Source organism: Micromonospora sp. HNM0581, assembly GCF_012726175.1.
GTDB lineage: Bacteria > Actinomycetota > Actinomycetes > Mycobacteriales > Micromonosporaceae > Micromonospora.
Genome location: NZ_JAASAD010000004.1, coordinates 1 through 20,865 on the forward strand (window position 1 = coordinate 1; position 20,865 = coordinate 20,865).

At 70.6% G+C, this 20,865-nt stretch carries 14 protein-coding genes and 2 pseudogenes; 7 read left to right on the plus strand and 9 right to left on the minus strand.

Annotated features, from left to right (window positions below):
* The first annotated feature begins 773 nt into the window (after positions 1-773).
* Together HCA58_RS07325 and HCA58_RS07330 are read left to right on the plus strand one after the other, a co-directional pair.
* Positions 774-1,265: a hypothetical protein gene (locus HCA58_RS07325; protein WP_169597007.1), complete on the plus strand. Its 492-nt coding sequence runs from the start codon at positions 774-776 to the stop codon at positions 1,263-1,265.
* Between the two features lie 119 nt (positions 1,266-1,384).
* Complete coding sequence (locus HCA58_RS07330; RefSeq protein ID WP_169597008.1) at positions 1,385-1,999, plus strand: class F sortase; 615 nt, start codon at positions 1,385-1,387, stop codon at positions 1,997-1,999.
* Positions 2,000-2,070: 71 nt separating this feature from the next.
* Here the strand turns inward: HCA58_RS07330 and HCA58_RS07335 are convergent.
* The 3 genes and pseudogenes from HCA58_RS07335 to HCA58_RS07345 all read right to left on the minus strand — a co-directional run.
* A pseudogene (locus HCA58_RS07335) lies at positions 2,071-3,453 on the minus strand (MFS transporter); the annotation flags it as partial.
* Between the two features lie 223 nt (positions 3,454-3,676).
* On the minus strand, positions 3,677-4,678 hold the full coding sequence (locus HCA58_RS07340; protein WP_169597010.1) for a hypothetical protein: 1,002 nt from the start codon (positions 4,676-4,678) through the stop codon (positions 3,677-3,679).
* Between the two features lie 109 nt (positions 4,679-4,787).
* A complete protein-coding gene (locus tag HCA58_RS07345) occupies positions 4,788-6,617 on the minus strand; it encodes an AMP-dependent synthetase/ligase (RefSeq protein WP_169597011.1) in 1,830 nt (609 codons plus the stop codon).
* 509 nt (positions 6,618-7,126) lie between these two features.
* Here HCA58_RS07345 and HCA58_RS07350 point away from each other — a divergent pair.
* The 4 genes from HCA58_RS07350 to HCA58_RS07365 are packed head-to-tail and all read left to right on the plus strand — an operon-like array spanning position 7,127 to position 10,388.
* Positions 7,127-8,140, plus strand: a complete 1,014-nt coding sequence (locus tag HCA58_RS07350; protein WP_240955672.1) for a hypothetical protein — start codon at positions 7,127-7,129, stop codon at positions 8,138-8,140.
* Positions 8,137-8,574: an ABA4-like family protein gene (locus tag HCA58_RS07355; protein WP_169597012.1), complete on the plus strand. Its 438-nt coding sequence runs from the start codon at positions 8,137-8,139 to the stop codon at positions 8,572-8,574. Before HCA58_RS07350 ends, HCA58_RS07355 begins: the two co-directional genes overlap by 4 nt.
* Before the next feature lie 9 nt (positions 8,575-8,583).
* Positions 8,584-9,765, plus strand: coding sequence for a histidine kinase (locus HCA58_RS07360; RefSeq protein ID WP_169597013.1), 1,182 nt, complete (start codon positions 8,584-8,586; stop codon positions 9,763-9,765).
* A complete protein-coding gene (locus HCA58_RS07365) occupies positions 9,762-10,388 on the plus strand; it encodes a response regulator transcription factor (RefSeq protein ID WP_169597014.1) in 627 nt (208 codons plus the stop codon). The genes HCA58_RS07360 and HCA58_RS07365 overlap by 4 nt, the downstream gene beginning before the upstream one ends.
* A 132-nt stretch (positions 10,389-10,520) precedes the next feature.
* Here HCA58_RS07365 and HCA58_RS07370 read toward each other — a convergent pair whose 3' ends face one another.
* The 3 genes and pseudogenes from HCA58_RS07370 to HCA58_RS24000 all read right to left on the minus strand — a co-directional run.
* The gene (locus HCA58_RS07370; RefSeq protein WP_169597015.1) at positions 10,521-11,027 is read right to left on the minus strand and encodes a hypothetical protein; all 507 of its coding nucleotides are present in this window, start codon (positions 11,025-11,027) and stop codon (positions 10,521-10,523) included.
* Positions 11,017-12,819: a RyR domain-containing protein gene (locus HCA58_RS07375; protein WP_240955697.1), complete on the minus strand. Its 1,803-nt coding sequence runs from the start codon at positions 12,817-12,819 to the stop codon at positions 11,017-11,019. The genes HCA58_RS07370 and HCA58_RS07375 overlap by 11 nt, the downstream gene beginning before the upstream one ends.
* 137 nt (positions 12,820-12,956) lie before the next feature.
* A pseudogene (locus HCA58_RS24000) lies at positions 12,957-13,205 on the minus strand (NAD(P)-dependent alcohol dehydrogenase); the annotation flags it as partial.
* Between the two features lie 225 nt (positions 13,206-13,430).
* Between HCA58_RS24000 and HCA58_RS07385 the strand changes: the two are divergent.
* A complete protein-coding gene (locus tag HCA58_RS07385) occupies positions 13,431-15,524 on the plus strand; it encodes an AAA family ATPase (RefSeq protein ID WP_169597017.1) in 2,094 nt (697 codons plus the stop codon).
* A gap of 29 nt (positions 15,525-15,553) precedes the next feature.
* Here HCA58_RS07385 and HCA58_RS07390 read toward each other — a convergent pair whose 3' ends face one another.
* From HCA58_RS07390 to fxsA, 3 genes are read right to left on the minus strand one after another with little or no spacing between them, the layout of a single operon-like run.
* A complete protein-coding gene (locus tag HCA58_RS07390; protein WP_169597018.1) occupies positions 15,554-16,570 on the minus strand; it encodes a hypothetical protein in 1,017 nt (338 codons plus the stop codon).
* An 11-nt stretch (positions 16,571-16,581) separates the two neighbouring features.
* Entirely contained in the window at positions 16,582-20,484 is a 3,903-nt protein-coding gene (gene fxsT, locus HCA58_RS07395) for an FxSxx-COOH system tetratricopeptide repeat protein (protein WP_169597019.1), read from the minus strand.
* Positions 20,471-20,677, minus strand: a complete 207-nt coding sequence (fxsA, locus tag HCA58_RS07400) for an FxSxx-COOH cyclophane-containing RiPP peptide (RefSeq protein ID WP_169597020.1) — start codon at positions 20,675-20,677, stop codon at positions 20,471-20,473. Before fxsA ends, fxsT begins: the two co-directional genes overlap by 14 nt.
* Positions 20,678-20,865: the final 188 nt, after the last annotated feature.

The following is a 20,865-nucleotide window of genomic DNA, read 5'->3' on the forward strand; positions in this document are numbered from 1 at the left end:
GGCGACATCGGCGTGGGCGGCGACCGGACCGGCGAACAGGCCACCGGTGAACGCCAGACCCGCAACACCCAGAACACTCTTCCGCAGCATCGTGTTCATGATCAAGCTCCAATCGGGGGTCACCGCACACCCACACCGAGGGGGACCGGTCAGGCGCACGCAAAACACCAACAGAAAAGGGCACAGAAAAACAAGAAAGGGAACAAGATCTCCGGCCGGGGGTCTACCTCACGTCGCCGGGACCATGTGTAACGACCACCGACCCGCCACCATTCCCGTCAGCGGCACACCCACCCGGGGGCGGCGCCCGCCACGGCCGGGCGGTCCTCCTCGCTCGTTCAGGGATCTCCAACGCCCCCACCACGCCCCCCATTCCACCCGGGCCGGCCACCGAACCCGACCCCCGAGCCCAAACCACACACACCGTCGACCATGAGGTTGACGGCGGTTTTAAAGATCAACACGCCGCCAACCTCATGGTCAACGAGTGGAAGGCGGGGTGGGGGGCTGGTTGGGCGGCGGGGTCAAGCCTGCCCGCCCGGAGCCGGGCACGGCGGGCCACACCCCCAACCACGCCCACAACAGCGCCCGACCGCCCCTTCCGCGACGCCTGTGGCGTCCGGGGGAACACGGGACGGCAGCGAGGATTTCTCGTTTTCACCGGATCGGGTCTCAAGCCCACCTAGTGTTGGGCACACCGGTGCTAGTCACGGAGTTGGCCACCCGAACGACGTCCCACGCAGTCAGCGGACGAAAAGTGAGGGAAGACGCGTATGAAGGCAACAAAATTTCTCGTACCGGCGGCAGGCGGCGTTACTTTCGGCGCACTGCTGCTGCCCGGCACCGCGCTGGCCGACACGATCGTGTCGCCGTCCACCACGCCGGTCGGTGGAACCGTCGTACTGACCACGACGGGCTGCAACCCGAAGTCAGGTGACGCGATCTTCCGTGTCACCGGGCCGGACCGCGACCAGAACGTTCGCTCCACCACCGCCGCCGCCGGTGGCGGGTTGAGCGCCGAACTGTTCACGGCCGGTTTCACCCTGGGCAGCTACACGGTGGCTGCCACCTGCGGCGACGGTACACCCGACAGCAGCGCCACCCTGACGATCACCCCGATCGGCGGCGCCGCGGCCGGGGGCCGGACCGGCGACGACGGGATCGGGACAATGGCCACCGGCGCCACCCTGCTGGCCACCGCGCTCGGCGGTGCCGTCATCCTGGCCCGGCGACGCCGTCACGCCGTCACCGCCGCAACCCACTGATCCACGGCTCACCCCATCCTGCGACGGGTGCCCGTGCCAGCTCCACGGTACGGGCACCCGAGGCGGCACGGCAGACACAGTTCCGCGCCCATCGCGGACACCGGCGAACGGAGATTCCCGTGCGGGCGTACCGGTTGGGCCGTCTCCTGGTCGCGGCGCTCGCGGTGACCGGCCTCGCGCTGCTCGGGGCGGGTGTGACGCGGCTGCCGGTGCGACCGCCGCAACCGGACGGAGCCGCCGCTGCGCACCGCACGGTGCCAGCGCCGCACCTACCGTCACTGCCCCGAGCCGTCCCCGTCGAGGTACGCATCCCCGCCATCGACCTTCACGCACCGCTGATGTCCGTCGCCGCTGATGCCGCCGGGACGCTGGAGGTACCGCCGCTGGACCGCCCGGCCGTGGCGGGCTGGTACCGGCCCGGGGTCAGCCCCGGGGAGACCGGCAACGCGGTGCTGGTGGGTCACGTGGACTCCCCCGCCGGGCCGGCCGTCTTCTTCGACCTCGGACGGCTGCGTCCCGGGGACACCATCGAGATCGTCCGGACCGACACCCGGCTGGTGCGCTTCGCCGTGCACGCCGTCGAGGCGTATCCGAAGGACCGGTTCCCCACCGACCTGGTCTACGGGCCCGGCGACGCGGCCGGGCTCCGCCTGATCACCTGCGGCGGCCGGTTCGACGGGGACAGCGGCGAGTACGTCGACAACCTCGTCGTCTTCGCCACCAGGGCGGCCTGAACCCGAGTTCGACCGTCGGGGCACCGGAAGACCCGTCGCCAACGGCGTACGCCGGAGAGGACTTCGGCAGCTCAGGGCCCGAGCGGAGGGACGGCCGGCCCGAACGGTCTCCGGTCGCCAGCCGGCCGGATCGCCAGGGCTGCCGCGATCAACAGGTACGGCACGGCGGCGACCGCGAACGCCACCGGATTTCCCGCCATGGTTGCGACCAGTCCGTACCCGGCGTACACCACGATGATCGTCAGGTCGGTGCCCATGCCGGCGACCGAGGTGACGGTGGCCCGCCCCGGCCCGGTGATCCGGGCCTGTAGTCGCGCGTCGGCCAGCACCGAGGCCAGTTGCAGGCCGCAGAACGCCACCGCCACCAGACCGAACCCGGCCGGGTGACCCACCAGCGCGCCCGAGGCCAGGGTCAGGGCCGAGCCGACCAGCAGCACCGCGTAGCCGCGACTGCCGAACCGCTGACCGACCGGAGCGAGCAGACCGCCGACGATCTGCCCAACCGTGACGATCAGGAGCAGCAGCGGCACGGTCGTCAACGCGACTCCGGTGTCGCGGGCCAGCAGCGGCGTGTACTCGTCCAGGGCGCCCCAGACAGCACCGACCCCGGCGACGAGCAGCACCGCCCGGCGCACCGGCCGGTTGCCGCGGGCCTCGGCGACCCCCGCGCGCAGCCCCTGCCACCAGCCGAGCTCGTCCTCATCCGGGTCCGGTCTCGCCGTCGCGGTTACTGCCACGCCGACCACGGTCGGCGCGGCCCTACCCAGGGCAGGCACGGTGGAATCGGCGTCGGGGCCGCGCGGCACGGTGTGGTCGGTGTCGAGGCCACCGGGCACGGTGTCGAGGCAGCGCGGCAGGCAGGCGCCGTCGCCGGCCCGGTCGACGTCCGGGCCGGCGGACCGGCGGTCGTCGGGGAAGCGGACCGCGACGGCCGCGGCGAGCAGGCACGCCGCGACGCTGGCCGCCCCGACTGCCGGGTAGCCGCCGAATGTGAGCACCGGAGCGGCCAGCACGATCGACCCCAGCACCCCGACGGTGCCGGCGGTACGCGCCCGGCCGATGACGCGGGCATACCGGTCGGCGACACCGAGCTCGTCCAGCTCGTCGAAGACCAACGCCTCCGTCGCGCCGGAGGCGAGTGCGCCGCCCGCTCCCCAGAGGACGAAACCGACGGCGAACGCCGGATAGGACGGTACAACGGTCCACAGGGCGAAGCCGGCGGCGGTGCACAACGGGGCAAGGCAGAGCATTCGCTGCCGGGAGGTCGCGTCGGCCCAGGCGCCGGACGGCACCTCCAGCGCGATGCTGGCCAGCGACCAGATGACGAAAAGCGAGGAAATCTGCCCGACCGACAGGCCGGTGTCTGCGAAGAGCAGCGCGTACACCGGGTAGAGCAGCACCAGGTCGGTGAGGAACGCGTACACGTAGAGCGTGCCGGCCAGGCGGCGGGCACGCGGCGAGCTCGGGATCATCGGGGCCTTTCGAGGTGGGACGGGTCACGGACACCTGTGTCGCGGTGTCCATGGCGGCCCACGGCCTCGGATGACGGATCAATGTCGCCAGGTCATGGCGCTGATGATAACGCCGCACGCGGCGGTTCCACACGGGCTGGTCCGAAGCGTTCGACGGTGTGCGGGCGGAACGGGGCCGACTGCCGGCCCCGTTCCGCCCGGTCGGTCAGCGCTGCTCGTCGGTCTTCGGCAGCACGATCGTCGAGTCGCTGTCGGCAGAGTCGCGCCGTGCCGGCACCTGCGGCTGATTCGGGGGAACCACCTGGGTGGTGTCCGCGTCGTTCTCCGGCGGCGTCGAAGACTCCGGCCCGGGGTGCGTGGGGGCGGCGCTCTGGCGTGGCAGCGGCGTGGTCGCGTCGGGATCGACGGCGGCCCCGGCGACGACTTGGGTAGCCTCCGGGTCGTCGACGGACGACGAGCCGGCGGTGGTCGGTGCGGCGGGGTCGGCGAGATGCTCGTCGGTGTCGCGGCGGCTGGCAGAGTACACCCGGGCATGCTCGGCGATGGTCCGCGACTCCTGCTCCGCCCGGGCGAGCCAGGACTCCCAGCGGTGCTGCATCGGACGCACCAGCCCGCCACCGACCCCGACCACGAGGATGCCGCCGATGGTGGCCAGCACGGCGATCAGTACCGGCGTGGTCACCGTGGTCGCAACACCGATCTGGGCGAGCGCGGCGATGATGCCGAGACCGAGAATGAACGCCGAGGCTGCGGTGGCCAGCAGCCGGCCGTAGGACAACCCGCCGAGCGCACCGGAGATGATGTCCTTCACCGCACTCGCGATCGCGGCGGCGACGACCACGATGACGATCGCCACGAAGGCGCGGGGCAGCCAGGCAATGACCCCACCGATCAGGTCGGAGATCGGGTTCGGCCCCCAGACCCCGAAGGCCAGGTAGAGGGTGAGCAGCAGGATCCCGTAGTAGGCCAGTCGGGCGACGATGTCGCTGGCGTCGTAGCGGGATCGGGCCAGGGCCCGGCGGATGCCGCCCCGCTCGACCGCACGGTCGAAGCCGACCCGTTCGAGCAGCCGGTTCACCAGCTTCAGCGCGGCCTTGGCCAGCAGCCAGCCGACAACCATGATGGCCACGAAGGCAAGCGCCTTGGGTAGAAAGAGAAGTATCGAGCGGAGGGTGTCCCCCACCGCGTCACCGAAGTCGTCTCGCATCGAGTGGTCCTCCACGGGGGCAGGTGGTTCGTCCGGCCCGACCTACCCGCCCGTTCGCGGGGAGAAACCAGAACCGTCAGCAACGGCCCGAACACACCGTCGGCGGACCTCAGTGCCCGTGGTAGAGGGCGGCGACGTCGTCGGCGAAGTGGTCCTGTACGGCCTCCCGCCTGATCTTGAGCGTCGGGGTGAGTTCCGCATCCGCCTCGGTGAGATCCCGGTGCAGGATCCGGAAGGTCTTGACCTGCTCGGCCCGGGAAACGCTCCGGTTGGCCCCGTCGATCGCGGTCTGGATCTCGTCACGTAGTTCCGGGTTGTCCCGTAGCGCGGACACCGCCGCCCCTGGGTGCCCGTGCTGATCCCGCCACCGCGTCCACGCCTGCGGGTCGACCGTCACCAACGCTGCGACGTAGGGGCGGCCATCAGCGACAAGCATCACCTGGCCGACCAGTGGATGCGCCCGGATGCGCTCCTCGATCGGCGCGGGCGCGATGTTCTTGCCGGCGGTCGTGACCATGATGTCCTTCGTCCTACCGGTGATCCGCAGGAAACCGTCGTCGTCGATCGTGCCGAGGTCACCGGTGCGCAGCCACCCGTCGTCGGTCAAGGCGGCCCGGGTGGCCTCCGGGTTGTGCCAGTACCCGCCGAACACCACCTCTCCCCGGGCGTGGATCTCGCCGTCGTCGGCGATGCGGATCCGCACCCCCGGCAGTGGTCGACCCACCGTACCGATCCGGATGGCAGCCGGCAGGTTGGCGGTCAGCGCCGGAGACGTCTCGGTGAGCCCGTAGCCCTCCAGCACCGTGATGCCCGCGCCCCGGAAGAAGTGCCCCAGCCGCTCCCCCATCGGCGCGCCACCCACGATGGCCAGCCGGCACCGCCCACCGAGGGCGGCCCGCAACCGGCGGTACGCGGCCAGGTCGAACACCAGATGCGCCAGGCGGAGCAGCCTGCCCGGCCCGTGCGGGGTGTCCAGCGATCGGCTGTACCGTACGGCCGCCCACTCGGCGATGTCGAACAGCCATCCCCGGTGCGCGTCCTCGGCGGTGCGGCGGGCCTGGTCCCGCATCTTCTCGAACATGCGGGGTACGGCGAGGATGAAGGTGGGCCGGAACCGACGCAGCTGGTCGAGCACCCCGGAAATGTCGGCGCTGTGCACCATGGTGGCCCGGGTGTGCACCATGCCCACCTGGATCAGTCGGGCAAAGGCATGTGCCAGCGGCAGGAACAGCACCGTCGACGCACCTGGATGCAGCAACTCGGGCAGGACCGCCGTGGCGTTGCCGATGTCGGCGGAAATGTTGCCGTGGGTCAGCACGCAACCCTTCGGTGAGCCGGTGGTGCCGCTCGTGTAGACGATGGTGGCGATGTCGCCGCCCGTCACGGCGGCCCGGCGGGCGTCCACCTCGGCGGCGTCGACCGCACGCCCCCGAACGACCAGCTCGATCAGATCACCGGAGTCGATACGCCAGATCTGCCGTAACTGGGACAGCTCAGACCTCCACTCGGCCACGCTGGCGGCGTGGCCGGCGGTCTCCAGCACACAACCCACCGCACCGGAGTCGCCGAGTATCCGGCGGATCTGTTCGGCGCTCGAGGTGTCGTAGATCGGCACGGTGACCGCGCCGACGGACCAGAGGGCATAGTCCACGAGCGTCCACTCGTACCGGGTGCGGCTGAGCAACCCGACCCGGTCACCGTGCGCGATCCCGGCGGCGACGAAGCCGCGGGCCACCGCCGTCACGTCGTCGCGGAACTCCCGGCAGGTCACCGGCAGGGCGCCACCGCGCCCGGAGCGGCGTACCGGCCACGACCTCGGGTCCGGGTCGGGCCTGACGAACTGCACGGCGTCCGGATCCTCTGTCGCGTTGCGCCACACCCGCTCCGCCAGGCTGGCATCGTCGCCGCTGACGATCGGCTCGACCGCTGTCTCCCGCACGCTCGTCCACCTGCCGTCGTGTCAACCGTCCTGCGGCTGATGGTGGACCGTTGTCGGACGACACGACCCGGAAACCCGGAAATCCACCTCGCGGACCGGCTCTCGTGCTAGCCGCCGCGCCGCCATTCCGTTCGGTGTGCGGACCAGCGCCGCCTCATCGGGCGGCCCGGCCGTGGTGTTGTGCTCGGTGGTGGCGACGAAGTCCAACCCGATTTCGCGGGCGGTGGCGACGAGTTGCCCGGGGTGACTTCGCCACCAGCGGAGAGTGTCGGGTGTAGATGGACATCGCCCCGATACCAGCCGGGCTTCGGACGGATCGGCTCGCCGTCGGCCCGCAAGCCCGCGGTGCGTGGCCGTCTCGACTGATCGGAGAAAGCACCACCGCGGCAGACTACCGCCGCCCGCCGCTGGAGTCCTACCCAGGGAGGATGTGGAGCTCCGCCCAGTGGCCGCGGTTGCGGCTCCTGGTCGGGCGCGACCGGCGGTCGCTCGATCCAGCATCTACAGACATGACTGACAACTTGTCGCGGCGGACGTACCGGCATCGTCCCCTGGTGGTCTTCGTCTCGGCGATGGCGGTGCTCGCCGTCGTCTGCGCGGTCGGTATCGTGGCCGACCAGCGGATCCTGACCGGCGTGCCGATCTGGCTCAAACCATTCAAGTTCTCGGTGTCGTTCGTCCTGTACGGCGGCACCCTGGTCTGGCTGCTCTCCCTGCTGCGTCGCCGTAGCCGGGCCGCGGAGTGGGCGGTGACCGTGGTGGTCGCCACGGGTGTCGTGGAGATGAGCATCATCGTCGGGCAGGTGATCCGCGGCACCACCAGCCACTACAACCAGACAAGCGCGTTGAACACCGTGCTGTGGCAGGTGATGGGCGCGGCGATCATGGTGTTGTTCGTCGCCCACGTCGTCATCGGTGTCGCGGTGCTGCGGCAGCCGATCGCCGGCCGCGCCAGCCGTTACGCGATCGGCTCGGGGCTCGGCCTGGCGGCACTCGGCATGCTGGTGGCGATACCGATGACCCTGCCGGGTCAGGCGCCCGCGATCGAGGGCATCGCCGGGGCGCACAGTGTGGGCGTACCCGACGGCGGGCCAGGGTTGCCGCTGCTCGGTTGGAGCACCACCGGCGGGGACCTACGGATCGGGCACTTCGTGGGGCTGCACGGGATGCAGGTGCTGCCGTTTGTGGCGCTGCTGCTGGGCCGGTTCGCCGGTGGCCGGTTGGACGAGCGGACCCGGGCGCGGTTGCTGCTCGTCGTGGGCGTCGGTTACGGTGCGGCGACCGTACTGCTGACCTGGCAGGCGCTACGTGGGCAGCCGCTGCTACGACCGGACACCCTCACCCTCGTCGCCGCCGCGACGCTGGCGGTGGCGACCGTCGCCGCTGCCACGGCGGTGCTGACCCGACACCGGTCTTCGGCGCGCACGGTCGGGCACCGACCGGAAGGCCCCGGTGAACAGGGCAGGGCGGCTCCGCGCGACGGGCGGATCGTGGGTGACGAACGGGCGGAGGTGATCGCGTGAGTGCCACGTTGTTCTCGTTGACCTTCGCGGTCGCGGCACCCTTCTGGGTGCTGATGATCCTGCTGCCGAACTGGGCGGCGACCCACCGGATCATCCAGTCACCGCTGATCGTGGCCCCGGCCGTGGCGATCTACGCGATCCTGGTCGTCCCGGCGTTCGGGGAGGTCCTGCCGGTCGTGGTGTCACCCACCCTCGACGGCGTACAGGGTCTGCTCGGCGGCACCGACGGGGCGGCCGCGGCCTGGGCACACTTCATCGCCTTCGACCTGTTCGTTGGCCGTTGGGCCTGGCTTGACAGCCGTGAGCGGAAAGTCCCGCCGCTGGTGATGGCGCCGGTGCTGGTGTCGACGATCCTGGTGGGCCCACTCGGCCTGGCCGGGTACCTGGCCGTACGCACCAGATGGCCCGTACCGGGCACGATCAGCAGCGCCTAGGCTGAGGTCGTGGGCTGGGTGGGGCGGCTGTTCGACGCGCGCGACAGCCTCGTACGGATGGTGCTGCTGATCCTCTCCGGCCTGGGTTATCTGGTCCTCGGCACACTGTCGGCACCGACCACCGTCCAGTGGGTGCTCGCGGTACTCGCCTTCGCCGTCGGGCTGGCGCTGCACCACCGGCCGCTGCCCGGCATGCTGACGCAGACGGCGCTGCTGGCGGTCGCGATCTGGCAGGTCGACGACTTCACCATCAACCAGGTGGGGGCCAGCTGGGCGTTGCTCGAACTCACCATGGCCGCCCGTCGGGGGCGCACCATCTGGCTGGCGGCGGGGCTGCTGGCCGTGGTCGACCTGACCGACTCGATCGGCGATCCGCTGTCACGTCTGCTCTCCGGTGTGTTCGGGCTGCTTGCCGAGGTCGGTGTTCCGCTGCTGCTCGGGCTGGTCATCCGGACCACCCGGGAACTCGGGCAGCAGTCGCGGCGGCGTACCGAGGAGGAGCAGCGGCGACGTGAGTCGGAGAGCCGTGCGGCACGTGCCGACGAACGCAGCGCCATCGCGCGGGAACTGCACGACGTGGTCGCCCACCACGTGGCGTCGATGGTGCTGCGCGTCGGCGTCGCCCGGCACGTGTTGACCGACACGGATCCGCGGGTGGTCGCGGTCTTCGACGATGTGCACGGCACCGGCACCGCGGCCCTGGCCGACCTGCGTCGGCTGGTCGCGGTGCTGCGTGACCCCGACGGGGTTCGCGGCGACGCGGCGCTGACCGCGATCGAACCTTCGGCGCTACCGGCCGCGCTCGGCGCCGCGGTGGACCGGGCCCGTCAGGCCGGCATCACGGTGATCGCCGACATCGACCCGGCGGTCGGTACCCTCGACGCGGTGCGTGGCCTCGCCGTACTGCGCCTCACCCAGGAGGCGTTGACGAACGTGGCCAAACACGCCGGTACCGCCGCGGTGGCCCGACTGACGGTGAGCGTGGTCGACACCGGCGTCCGGTGGGAGGTCGTCGACGACGGCCGTGGCGCGGTGCCCACCGATGTGCCGGCCGGCGGCGGCCATGGCATCACCGGGATGCGTGAACGGGTCGAGGTCCTCGGCGGACAGTTGACGGTCGGTCCGACCGGCCCCGGCTGGCGGGTCGCCACCGTGCTTCCCGCCGCCGACAGAGCGACGGAACCCGCGTGATCCGGGTGCTGCTGGTCGACGACCAGCATCTCATCCGCGCCGGGCTGCGCATGCTCTGCGAGGCCCAGCCCGACATCGAGGTCGTCGGCGAGGCCGACAACGGCCGTGACGCAGTCACTCTCGCCGCCCGGCTGGTGCCCGACGTCGTGGTGATGGACCTGCGCATGCCTGGCGTCGACGGGATCTCCGCCACCAGCCGGATCCTCGCCGAGCGTCCCGGCGCCCGCGTCCTGGTGCTCACCACGTTCGGCGACGACGACCACCTCTATCCGGCCCTGACGGCCGGCGCCTGCGGTTTCTTGCTCAAGGACGCGCCGCCGACCGAGCTGCTCGACGGTGTGCGGCGGGCAGCGACCGGCGACAGCCCGTTCAGTCAGGAGGTGCTGCGCCGGCTGGTGCAACGTGCGGTGCACGCCCGCACCGGCACGCCCACACCGGTCGCCGGGCTGACGGCCCGGGAGCAGCAGGTGTTGGACCTGGTCGCCGACGGGCTGTCCAACGGCGAGATCGCTGAGCGGTTGCACATCGGCGTCACCACGGTCAAGTCACACATCACCAGCCTGATGACCAAGACGGACAGCCCCAATCGGGTGCGCCTGGCACTGTTTGCCCACGGTCGGTGAACGTTCGCCTGCCGTGCGGCACTCCCCGGCTCTGCCTGCTCCACTTCCGGAATGCCGGATTCGGGCGAGGTTGCTCGCCAGCCCGGCCTGGACCGAGAAGTACGCCAGCACGCGGGTGGCGACCGCCGGGGCTCACACCATCGGGGTCCGCTGCGCGTCGGCGGGCCAGATGACGGTGGTGGGGACGCCCCGCGTGCGGGCCCAGCTGACAGTCCGGTCGGTGGACGCGTCATGGCAACCCGGTTCGCCGTCCCAGACCGCCAACAGCCGCTGCACCCGCAGCAGCAGCTCCCGGTTCGCCGCCACGTAGGCAGCGGTGCCGGAGGTCCGGTGGCCGGTGTGCAGGACCCGGGTGGCGGTGCCCAACAACTCGTCGAAGGAACCCCGGGCCGGCGCAGCGATGGTGTCGCGGTAGTCGGGAGCCGGCAGGATCACCTCGTAGGTACCGCCACCGTCCCGCACCGCTCGGGCGAAGATCTGGTCGGTGCCCGCTGCCAGGCAGGTGACCCCGTGCACCGGTCGAGCACTGATCCGGCGCAGTTCGAGGCGGATCGCGTCGGCGACCAGCCGCTCGGTGGCCGGGGTCAAGTTGATGTGGCCGGTGACCCCGACACGGACCGGTTCGTGTTCAGGCCGCATCGGCGGAGCCTCCCCGCTGCACCGGCACGCCGGGGCCCAACCGGATCAACTCGAACCCGCTGTCGGACAGTACGTCTGGTAGTGCGCGGATCTCCTCCCGGTTCTGTTCCTGCGCCGCCGGTGGCAACTCGTCCCACGGCCGCAGCAGGTGATGCCGGCGGCGGGCGTCGTCACGCGGCTCGCCGTACGTCCAACCCTCGGAACGCCGTTCCCGGCACCACCGTTCGTGTTCGAGCCGGGCCAGCTGTTCGACCCGGTCGTCGATGGCCCACCGGGCTGCCGAAGCGTCACCGGCACCCCCGTGCCGGGGTGTCACAACGCAGCCCAATTTGAGCAGCTTCGCGGCAATGTCCTGGACGTGGCTGCGGTTCGCGCTGCGCAGCGACTCCGGCAGCCGAGACCAGGGCACCATGGCGGGTGCCTCGCCGAGACGTACGCCGGCCCGCTGCCGGGCGGACAGGTACCGCAGGTGGAGCTGCTCAGCGAGACGTTCGGTGAGGTCCTCGGCGATCAGCTGCGCTTCGCTGGCGTGGGTGAGTACCGGATAGAGCCGGAGTTTTCCGTGCACCTCGTCGAGGAGGTCGTGGCGGGCGTCGCCGTGGAAGGCAGCGGCGAGCGCGGCCTGCCGGTAGACCGGCACGAACACGACACCGCGGGCTCCACGCCACAGCGCGGGGGTGTCCAGCGCGAAGCGTAAACCGTTGCTCTCATCGGGGGCGCAGAGGTAGATGCGGTCGTAGCCCTCGGCGGCGAAGTGATCCAGACCGACAAGTCCCGTGATGTCCCGATCGTACCCTACCAGCCGGCAGACCTCGGTCAGGAACGGGTGACGGGAGGTGGCCAGGGCGAGTTCCGAGCGGGCATCCGGCGCCACCAGGTCCACCCGCAGCCGACGGTCGGGGCTGCCCTGGTCAGCCTGGTGCGCCCGCCAGTGGCGGGCGGTCTCCACCAGCAGGGTCCGGCGGAAGCTGCCGTCACCGGCGATCAGGACCATCGTCGGGCGGTCCGGCGCCGACGGCAACGGATGGTGCCGGTACAGCGCCCGGGCGGCGATGTCGTCGACGTGGAAGTAGTCCAGTCTGAGCCGGCTGGAGCCTGCGGCACCGAGCCGCCGAGCCTGCAACGACAGGCACATCTCCGGGTCGTGGACCTGCACGTACATCCGGGGTGGATGTCGCCGGTCCTGGATCATCCGGTTGGCGGTGTTGGCGATGGCGTGGTTGCGGTCGTCGTCGTCGGTGCAGGCGTAGACGGTGTGCGCCCGGGGCAGACCGGCACCCCGAAGCACCTCGGCGTTCGTCGGGTCACCGACGACCCCGAGATAGCGACGCCGGCGGTACTCCAGCGGCCCGAACGGTTCGGAGCGCACGACCACCACCCGGCCCCCGTCGGCGTGCAGCCGGTCGGCCAGCATGTGCGCGAACTGGGAGTCGCCGCAGACGACCGCATGGCCGCTGGCTCGTCGGGCCCGCCGCCGACGGATCTCCGTGGCCAGCAGCAGCCGCCCGGCCTCGGCCACCGCCAGGAGCGTGAACAGGGGTGCCATGAACCGGGCCACCTGCAACTGCCACGGGTACGGGCCCGGCTGTTCGAAGAGTTCGGCGCTGAGAAGGAACAGTTGCAGGTCGTAGTAGAGGATGTCGTACCGGTCCTCGATCACCCCGGGACGAATCTGCGACAGACGTTCCAGACCGACGTAACCGAGCACCGAGGCGACCAGACCGATCACCCCGAAGACGACCCGAAGCCACCAGGCGACAGGACGGGCCGTACCGGGGATCAGATAGGACATGCTCACCGGTCGGACCGGTCCTCGGGAGGCGGCACGACGTCGATGACGACGTTGCCGAGCTTGTGTCCGCTGTCGACGTGCCGGTGCGCCTCGACGATTTCGGCCATTCTGCCGGACGCGCCGATGACGAGGACCTTCGGCCCGAGCGCCGTCACCTCACCGGCGAACGCCAACCCGAGCACCCGGACGCTGCGGCGCGGCCGGCGCAGACCGATGACGACCCGACCCCACCGGGGTTCACCACGGCGCGTTCCACACTCGGCGGTTGTCACCGTGGTGGCGTACTCCCGGATCAGGACCTGATCACCCTTCGGTACCGGGGTGGGCAGCTCCACCTGGTTGAGCACCTCCGGCGGATCGTACGCGTCGAACATCACCGCTCGCATGCGCGTCATTCTGCGACAGCCCCGCCACCCGGCCCCGATGCGCTACCGGAGGCCACCGATCGGCTCCTTTTTGCAGGTACGACCGATCTGTCACCCGTCGAGGACCGCCACGATGGCTACTGACGGCTACGATTCGAAGACGCCCTGAAGGCGCGACGTCGCAGTGCCTGCCCGGGCCGTGGGAGTTCCTGGTGCCCGGACCAGAGCTACCGGAGGATCATGAAGATGGATGCAACTGAAGATCCGCCGGCGATCGTTGCGGTCAACCCGTTCTCTCCGACAGCTGTCGCCAGGGTGACCGAGGGCCGGTCGCCGACGATCACAGTCACCACCGCCGCCCTCCGCGACGCCGTCGCCCACCTGGACCACTACCTGCACAGCGGAGACGGCGGCACGGTCGCGGTGGTGGGTGACTACGGCACCGGCAAGACGCACCTGGCCGCCGAACTGTTGGCCCACACCCGCAAGGCCAGCAACGGCACGGCCCGAGCGATCTACCTCGACGCCCCCGCCGACACGTTCCTGTCACTGAGTCGTCAGTTCCTCGGTCGGTTGTCCCGCGACACGGTGCGGGCCCTGGTCGAGGAGCACCGGGCGGAACTGGCCGCGATCAGCATCGATCCGCACGTGGGCACGGTGCTGGCGATGTTGATCGACCCCATCACCGAGGCGGCGGCCTGGGACTGGCTCACGGGTCACCCGCCCGGCCCGGCCCTGACGGCCGCAGGTGTCCCCGCCCGGGTCGATGTGGAGTCCGACGCGGTGGCGACGATGGGTACGCTGGCCCTGCTGTGCGGGCAGCACGACCGACGGTTCGTGGTGCTGCTGGACGAGGTGGACAAGGTCCTTGCGGCCTCGGGCCGTCCGGGTGACGACACGATGACCCGGTTCTCCCGCATGATCGAGATTTTCGCGGCAGCCGGTGCCTTCCTGGTGATCGCCGGGCTGCCCGACATGTTGCACCTGTTCGACCCGGACGTGCGGCAGCGGATCGGGCCGATCGTGAGAATGTCCGCGCTCAACGCGCAGGACGTGCGGGACTTCATCAGGCGCAGCCAGCTGCACACGTTCGGGCGCACACGGCTGGCGCCGTTCACCGTGGAGACCACCGAGTACCTCACCAACCTGACCGACGGGGTGCCACGTCGACTGATCCGGCTCTGCTACCACCTCTTCCAGCAGGCGTCGCAGGCCGGCACGCCGGTCACCCACCACATGGTTCGGGAGGCGGTCCGCGTCCAGTTCGACCTGGCCAGCAGGCAGGATGTCGCCGCCGACGTGCGGCGGGTACTCACCCAGGACGGCTGGTCGTACCAGCGGGACCATCTGGTGGGTTCGCTACGGGACCTACCTGTCGATTTCTGGGTGCCGCTCGAGGAGCAGAATGCCGGCTGTTGCGTGCTACTGACCGAGTCGGTGCTCAAGTCCGAGGAGGTCGACGCACTGAACCGCCGGGTGGTGGCGATCCGGGCGGCGGTGCCGGACAGCGAGGTCATCCTGGTCGTCGTCGGTCACTTGCCGGCGGAGTTCGCCGCTGACCTCACCGAGACGTTCAGCGTGGAGCCGATCGTCTACGAGCCGCAGTCCTTCCCCGAGGACCTGTCCGGCAGCGTCAAGGCCACCCTGCGTCGGCTCGAACGGGCGCTCGGCGCTGACGCCCTGACCTCGGTGCGGACCCGCGTCGAACGCATCCAGCGTCAGCAGACGAACGCCCAACGCTCCATCGAACGGCTGTCGTACCAGCTGGACGAGATCCGCGACGACCTGCGCCACGACGCCCGCAGGACGGTGCAGCGGGACCATCGGCCACCTCCACCGGACCTCACCACGTCGATGCTGCCCGGCCCGGTGACCCGACTCTTCGTCGAGGCCATCGTGTCCCTCGACCAGCTCAGCGGCTTCGACCGCCACCTACGCGACGCGTTCGCGACGGCCGGTACCGGCCCCCCCCGATCGATCGGCGACGCCGCGCTGCTGCGCTCGGGGTTGCGGTCCCGCGACGTGCAGCGGGCACTGGGCACCTCGATGGTGTTGCGGCGGCTGATCGAGGCGTTCCGCGACGGCGTCGAAGGCTGGTACGAGGGCCACCGCCGCACACCTCGCCCAGGGGATCTGGACCGGCTGGACCGGCTCTGTGAAACCTACGACGGCATCGTCGAGTACCTCCCGCTGTTCCAACTGGACGTGCTCGGTGATCTGGCCGTTCACGGGGACGCCGGCCCCATCGAGCCGGCGGAACGCTCCCGCAGCTGGTCGGAGGCACGGTCGGTGTTCGACGGACTGAGCGGTCGGGTACGTCGCCTGATGGTGAACGCCTGACCGCCTCCGGCCGCGACCGACACCTTGCCTCACGTGCCGGTGGTTCGGACCTTCGACGGGGCCAACTGCCGGCCCACCGCCGACATGTCACGATCTGCCTGGGTGACCCAGTCCTGGTCGAGCGCAACCCCGAACAGGTACTCCTCGGGGCCGAGCAGATAGTAGAAGACCGCGCCGATCTCCAGATCGAGCACGAGTCGTTCGACCTGGCCGGCCACCGTCCGGCGCAGATCCCGGCTGACCTGCAACGCCAGCAGGGACAGGTCCCCGGCAAGCCGCTCGTAGCGTGCACGACGACCCGCCACGGTGACACCGCGGCTGAAGAAGGACTCCAGGTCCGGGTGTCGGAGGATGTCGGCGGCGGCTGTCTGCTCCCCAGCCCGGTGATGGCTCAGATAGTGCAGCCCGGCAGGCCGTAGAGCGGTGCTGAGCAGCTCAGCGGACTCCGGCACCCCGACCACGTACGCCACGAAGTTGGCGTTCGACGACGCCACCGGCTCCTGGGCGTCACCGGCGGTCTGCCAGCCACCCGGATTCTGCGAGGGCAGCCGGACCAGTTGACGTAGCGCGGTGGCGAGCCGGGCCGCCGCCCGGTCGATGTCGCTCGCCTGAGCAGGGTCGACCACCACGTCGCTGGGCTGCTCCGGAAGCCACCCGAACCCGACGACATGTTCGCCACCGATCACCGTGTTGCAGAAGACGAGGTCCGTCCGGGTCTGGACCGCGAGCCGCACCAGCGCACCACACTGGAGTTCCCAGACCCGCCGGCTGAGGTCGGCCGCCCGGTAGACGAGCTGGGCACCGGCCCGACCGTGTGCGTCGCGGCGCTGCGCCGCAGAGGCGTCGTCGACGGCGGCCGGTGCGGACGGATGATCGAGGAGATCCAGCGTGAAGTCGAGAACTCCTCCGGTGTAGTGCGCGACGTAGTAGACGCCGGTATCGCCGAGAAGAAGTTCCCGGCACAGGTTGCGCTTCTTGCGGAACCCGGGCACGTCCTGCTCGGCCGACTCCTCCGTCAGCGCGTCACTCAGACGCGAATCCGTCACCTGTCCACTCCTCAGCTTCTCGGCACGTCGATGTCGGTGTCGGTCAACGCGCTGGTATCGGCGCCGTGGGCGCCCTCGTGCAGCGCCCTGACCACCGCGAGGTTGGCGACGGCGTCGATGGTGCAGGGGTGGCGGCGGCCCAGGTAGCGTTGGCAGAGTTGGTGCGTGTCCTCCTGGATCCGAAGGGCGTCGCTGTGGTTTCCCCGCGCGGCCAGGTGGCCGGCCTGGGCGGTGGCAGCGGTGAGCGTCCACGGATGGGCGTCGCCGAGCCGGGCGCGTAGCGTACGCAGACCCCGTTCGCCGTCCCGGACAGCCTGGTCGTGCTCCCCGGCACCACGCTGGAACAGCCCCAGGTTGACCGAGCAGACGGCGGTGAACGGGTGCCCGGTCTCGAGCTGCCGCTCGTAGCCGCGCAGACAACGGATAGCGTGCTCGACCGCGACCCCGGCGTCACCGGCCCGGTAGTAGTCCACCGCCAGGCTGAGCAGGCTGGCCCGGGTGATCGGATGGTCCTCACCGAATCGGTCGCGGTAGCCACGGAAGGTGTCGATGCTGCGCTTCTTCGCGGCGATGGCCAGGCCGAGCCGACGTTCGGTGACGGCGAGACTCCGGTTCACGCTCAGCTCGTCGAGGTGGCTCGCGGAATGCAGCTCGTGTACCCGCTCCAGCGTTTCACGCAGGGTGGCCAACGACAGGTCGTACTCGCCGGCCTCCCGCTCAAGCGTCCCCACCAGGCACGACGCTCGCCACGTCGCCGGGTCCTCCGGCCCGAACAGCGCCATCCGCCGGGCGAACAGGTGGCGAGCGAGTCGTAGTGCCTCGCGTGCATCTCCGATGAGCTCGAAGGAGATAGCGAGATTGTTGATCGCCATCAGGGTGTTCGGGTGGTCGTCGCCGAGCACCTCCTGGTACCCGACGAGGGTCGCCTGGTCCTCCACGAGCGCATCCTCGAAACGACCGAGACCACGCAGGTCGCCACCACGGCCCCGGCCGGCGATGAGGGTCCGGAAGTGTCGTAGCCCGTGCCGACGGCGCTGCTCGCTGAGCACCCGCTCGTCGAGGCGCAGCGCCTCCTGGTGTTTCCCCAGCGCCCGGTGCAGGTTCGCGGTCTGCACGAACAACCGCATGGTCAACTGGTCGAACTCGCCGGTGGCTGTCCACCTGTCGCAGACCTCCTGCGCCAACCGCACCGCCGACTGCCAGGCGTCGCTGTCACCGAAGAAGAACAGGTAGCGGACCTGCTTCACCACCCAGTGCCGCACGGGTGCCTCGTCGGCAGCCAGCGCCCCGCAGGGCACCAGATGGCGCTGCAACTCCTCGAAGACCGGCAGGTAGCTCCGGTCGTCGGCCTCAGGATCCGTCGGCGCGTAGCCAGCCAGCCCGCGCAGAACCTGACGATGACGCTGGCGTCGCTGCGGCTCGGGCATCGCCTCGCGCAGCAGGACCTGGATGGCCCGGTGCATCCGCAACGCGGCGCCGCGCCCCCAGTCGATGTCGAACAGGGCGAACCGCGCGCCGACGGTGAGCACCAGATCGACCTCTCCGGCGTCGAGCAGCAACTCCTCGGCGGTGAGGTCAGCGGCGGCGGCGAGCTGGGTCAGCATCGGCACCGACCGCAGCAGGGGGAAACCGATGCCCTCCGGCGAGAGGAACGAACCGAGTTCGGCCACCCGTATCGCCAACGACCCGAACTCGGTCGCCCGCAGGCTGGCCAGGGTAACATCCAGCATCCGAGCCACGGTCGAGGTGCGGGAACCGGGAATCCGCTCCGTTGGTTCCTCCGCGTCGGCGGGCAGTCGCAACCCGTCGAGCAGGTCGGCCACGCACCGGCCGACGGCCTCCAGGTTGGGCACGCCCTCGCGCTCGAAGGCCCGGGTCCGCTCGCGGATCCACGCGGTGGCCAGCCGAAGTGCCAGCGGCAGGTGCTCCACCGCCACTGCGATGGCGCGGGCGTCGTCGGCGCTGATGCCGAGGGTCCGCCGCAGCATCGCGGTGCTCTCGTCGCCGGTGAACGCCGCCACCTCCAGCGGTGCCGGCAGGTTGGAGGAACCGTCGTCGCGCGAGGTGAACAGCACGTGCCCGACCCCTGGCCGGGGAAGTAGTCCGGCGAGCACGTCCGCGTCGTCGGCATTGTCGTAGATCAGCAGCCAACGGGCGATACTGCTACGCGGAGCCGACAGGGCTGCCACGGCCGCCTCCGCCGCGCCGACGCTGTCAGCCACGTTGATGTCATGGGCCAGCTCGCCCAGTGCCGCCTGGACCGTCTCCCGGTCCTGTGCCGGAATCCACCACACGACGTCGTAGTCGTAGGCGAACCGGTGGGCGAACTCGCGGGCGATCTCACTCTTCCCGACTCCGGCGCCGCCGGTCAGGGTGACCGGTCCGCCGCCGTCGGCGAGCTGGTCCCGTAGCCGTTCGAGGTATTCGCCACGGCCGACGAAGGACTCGTTGCGCGGTGGCAGGTTGCTCCGCAGCCGGCGTTCCGTCTCGGCCGGGTACCGTGGCGCGGTCCGCAGGTCGCCGGTCGGCTGTCCGGGTGCGATGAGGCCCAGTCGGCTCAGCAGCAACGCCTGCGCCCGTGCCGCGTCGACTCCGCCGAGGTCGACGACCCGGCTCGGATCCAGCTGTTCGGGAGCGTCCCCGCCGATCAGTACGCCGAACACCTCGACGTCGGTGTCGAGCCCTGCCGCGCCGCCGGGGCCGATGGCCTGGACCATGCCCGGCGAGAGGATCGCCAGCACAGTGGCCTCGGGGTCGTAGGCGGGTGCCGGCCCCGACCGCACGGCATGCCGCTGGACCTGGGCGTTGGCCCGACGAAGCTGCCCGCAGATCCAGTCGGCGTACGGCCGGGCGACCGGCTCGTAGAGCACGTGGATCTCGTCCACGCTCTCGGCCGGGTCGAGCAGCACGCCCCGGCGGTAGCGACGGCGGATCCGCTCGGGCACCTCGGCTGCCCGGGCCACCGCTCCTCCGCTGATCCAGGAGGCCATCTGCTCGTAGGCCGCGAGCAGGGTGTCTTCGCTGCCGGGTGGGTCGGCCAGTACCGCCAGCACGTCGTCGTAGGTGTCGTAGGTCTGCTCGGGTACCTCCACGATCTCCACCATCGAGGTACCGGGCAGCCCGATGGTGGACTCGTCGAGCAGGTCCGCGAACGCCTTACGGGCCGAGTCGCGAACGGCTCCGTACCACGGTTGGCTGACATCGCGCAGGGTCGGCGCGGCGAGCACCCGGATGCCTCCGGTGGCCTCGCGCTGAAGCTGCGCGGCGAGTTCTGCCGCCTGCTGCATGGCCTGCCGGCGGGGCGGCACCGAGACCACCGCCACGTCACTGAGCATGGCGGTGTAACCGGTGCCCGGCAGGGTGAGGTCGACCGGGGTGTCTATCAGGACGTAGTCGTAGCCGGCGTGTAGCAGCAGCTGCCGTGCCCGTACCGGATCGACCTCCGGCAGAGCATTGACGTCGAGGTTGACGCCGATCATCTCGAAACCGAAACTCGACCCGGATATCGCGTACTGGTGGAGCACGCCCTCCTCCGGCCCGCTGGACGCGGACGTACCGGCCCGGCGCGTCGGCGCGTCCGGGTGCGGGCTGATCAGGGCGGCGAGCTCTGTTCCGAGCACCCCGGCGGCCGGCACTGCATCCACGCGGAACGACCGGAGATAGTCGTAGACCCTCGGGGTCTTGGTGCACCAGTCCACGGCGAGGACCCGTTTGCCGTTCGAGGCGAGGATCCAGGCGATGTTGGCGACCGCGCTGCTGCGACCAGTGCCACTTGTGGGCGAGACGAAGGAGACGATCGTGCAGTGACCAGCGGGTTCCTCCCGACCCTGGTGGCCGGTACGGCTGCGAGCCGGTCGCTGCTGCGGGACGTCACCCGGAACGGCCGGGGCGTCCCCCCGGTCAGTCGTCGCCATCGATGGCGCTCTGCCAGCCCGCGTACTGGTCGCCGGAGGCGCCGCTGCGCTGCTGCAACCGGTGCAGCGCGGCGAGGAGCACCTCGCTCGGCACGGCGTCGAGGGCGGCCAGGTCCATGTCGGTCAGATCGATCAGATCGGAGCGCAACGAATCCTCCCCGGCGTCCATCCCCCGATCACCGCCTGTCTGCATCTCGGACAAGGATCGCGGCGCAGTTCGGACATCGACCGTTGGCCAGATCCGCTGCGTGAACCCATGATAACGGTATGGCGTGCCCGTCAGGCGGTCCCACGCGGACCGGGCCGGTCCGCCGCCATGGCGGTTCGGCAGTGGTTTCGGCGGTCCAGCGGCGGATCAGACACGGGAGTGAAACGCCGAAC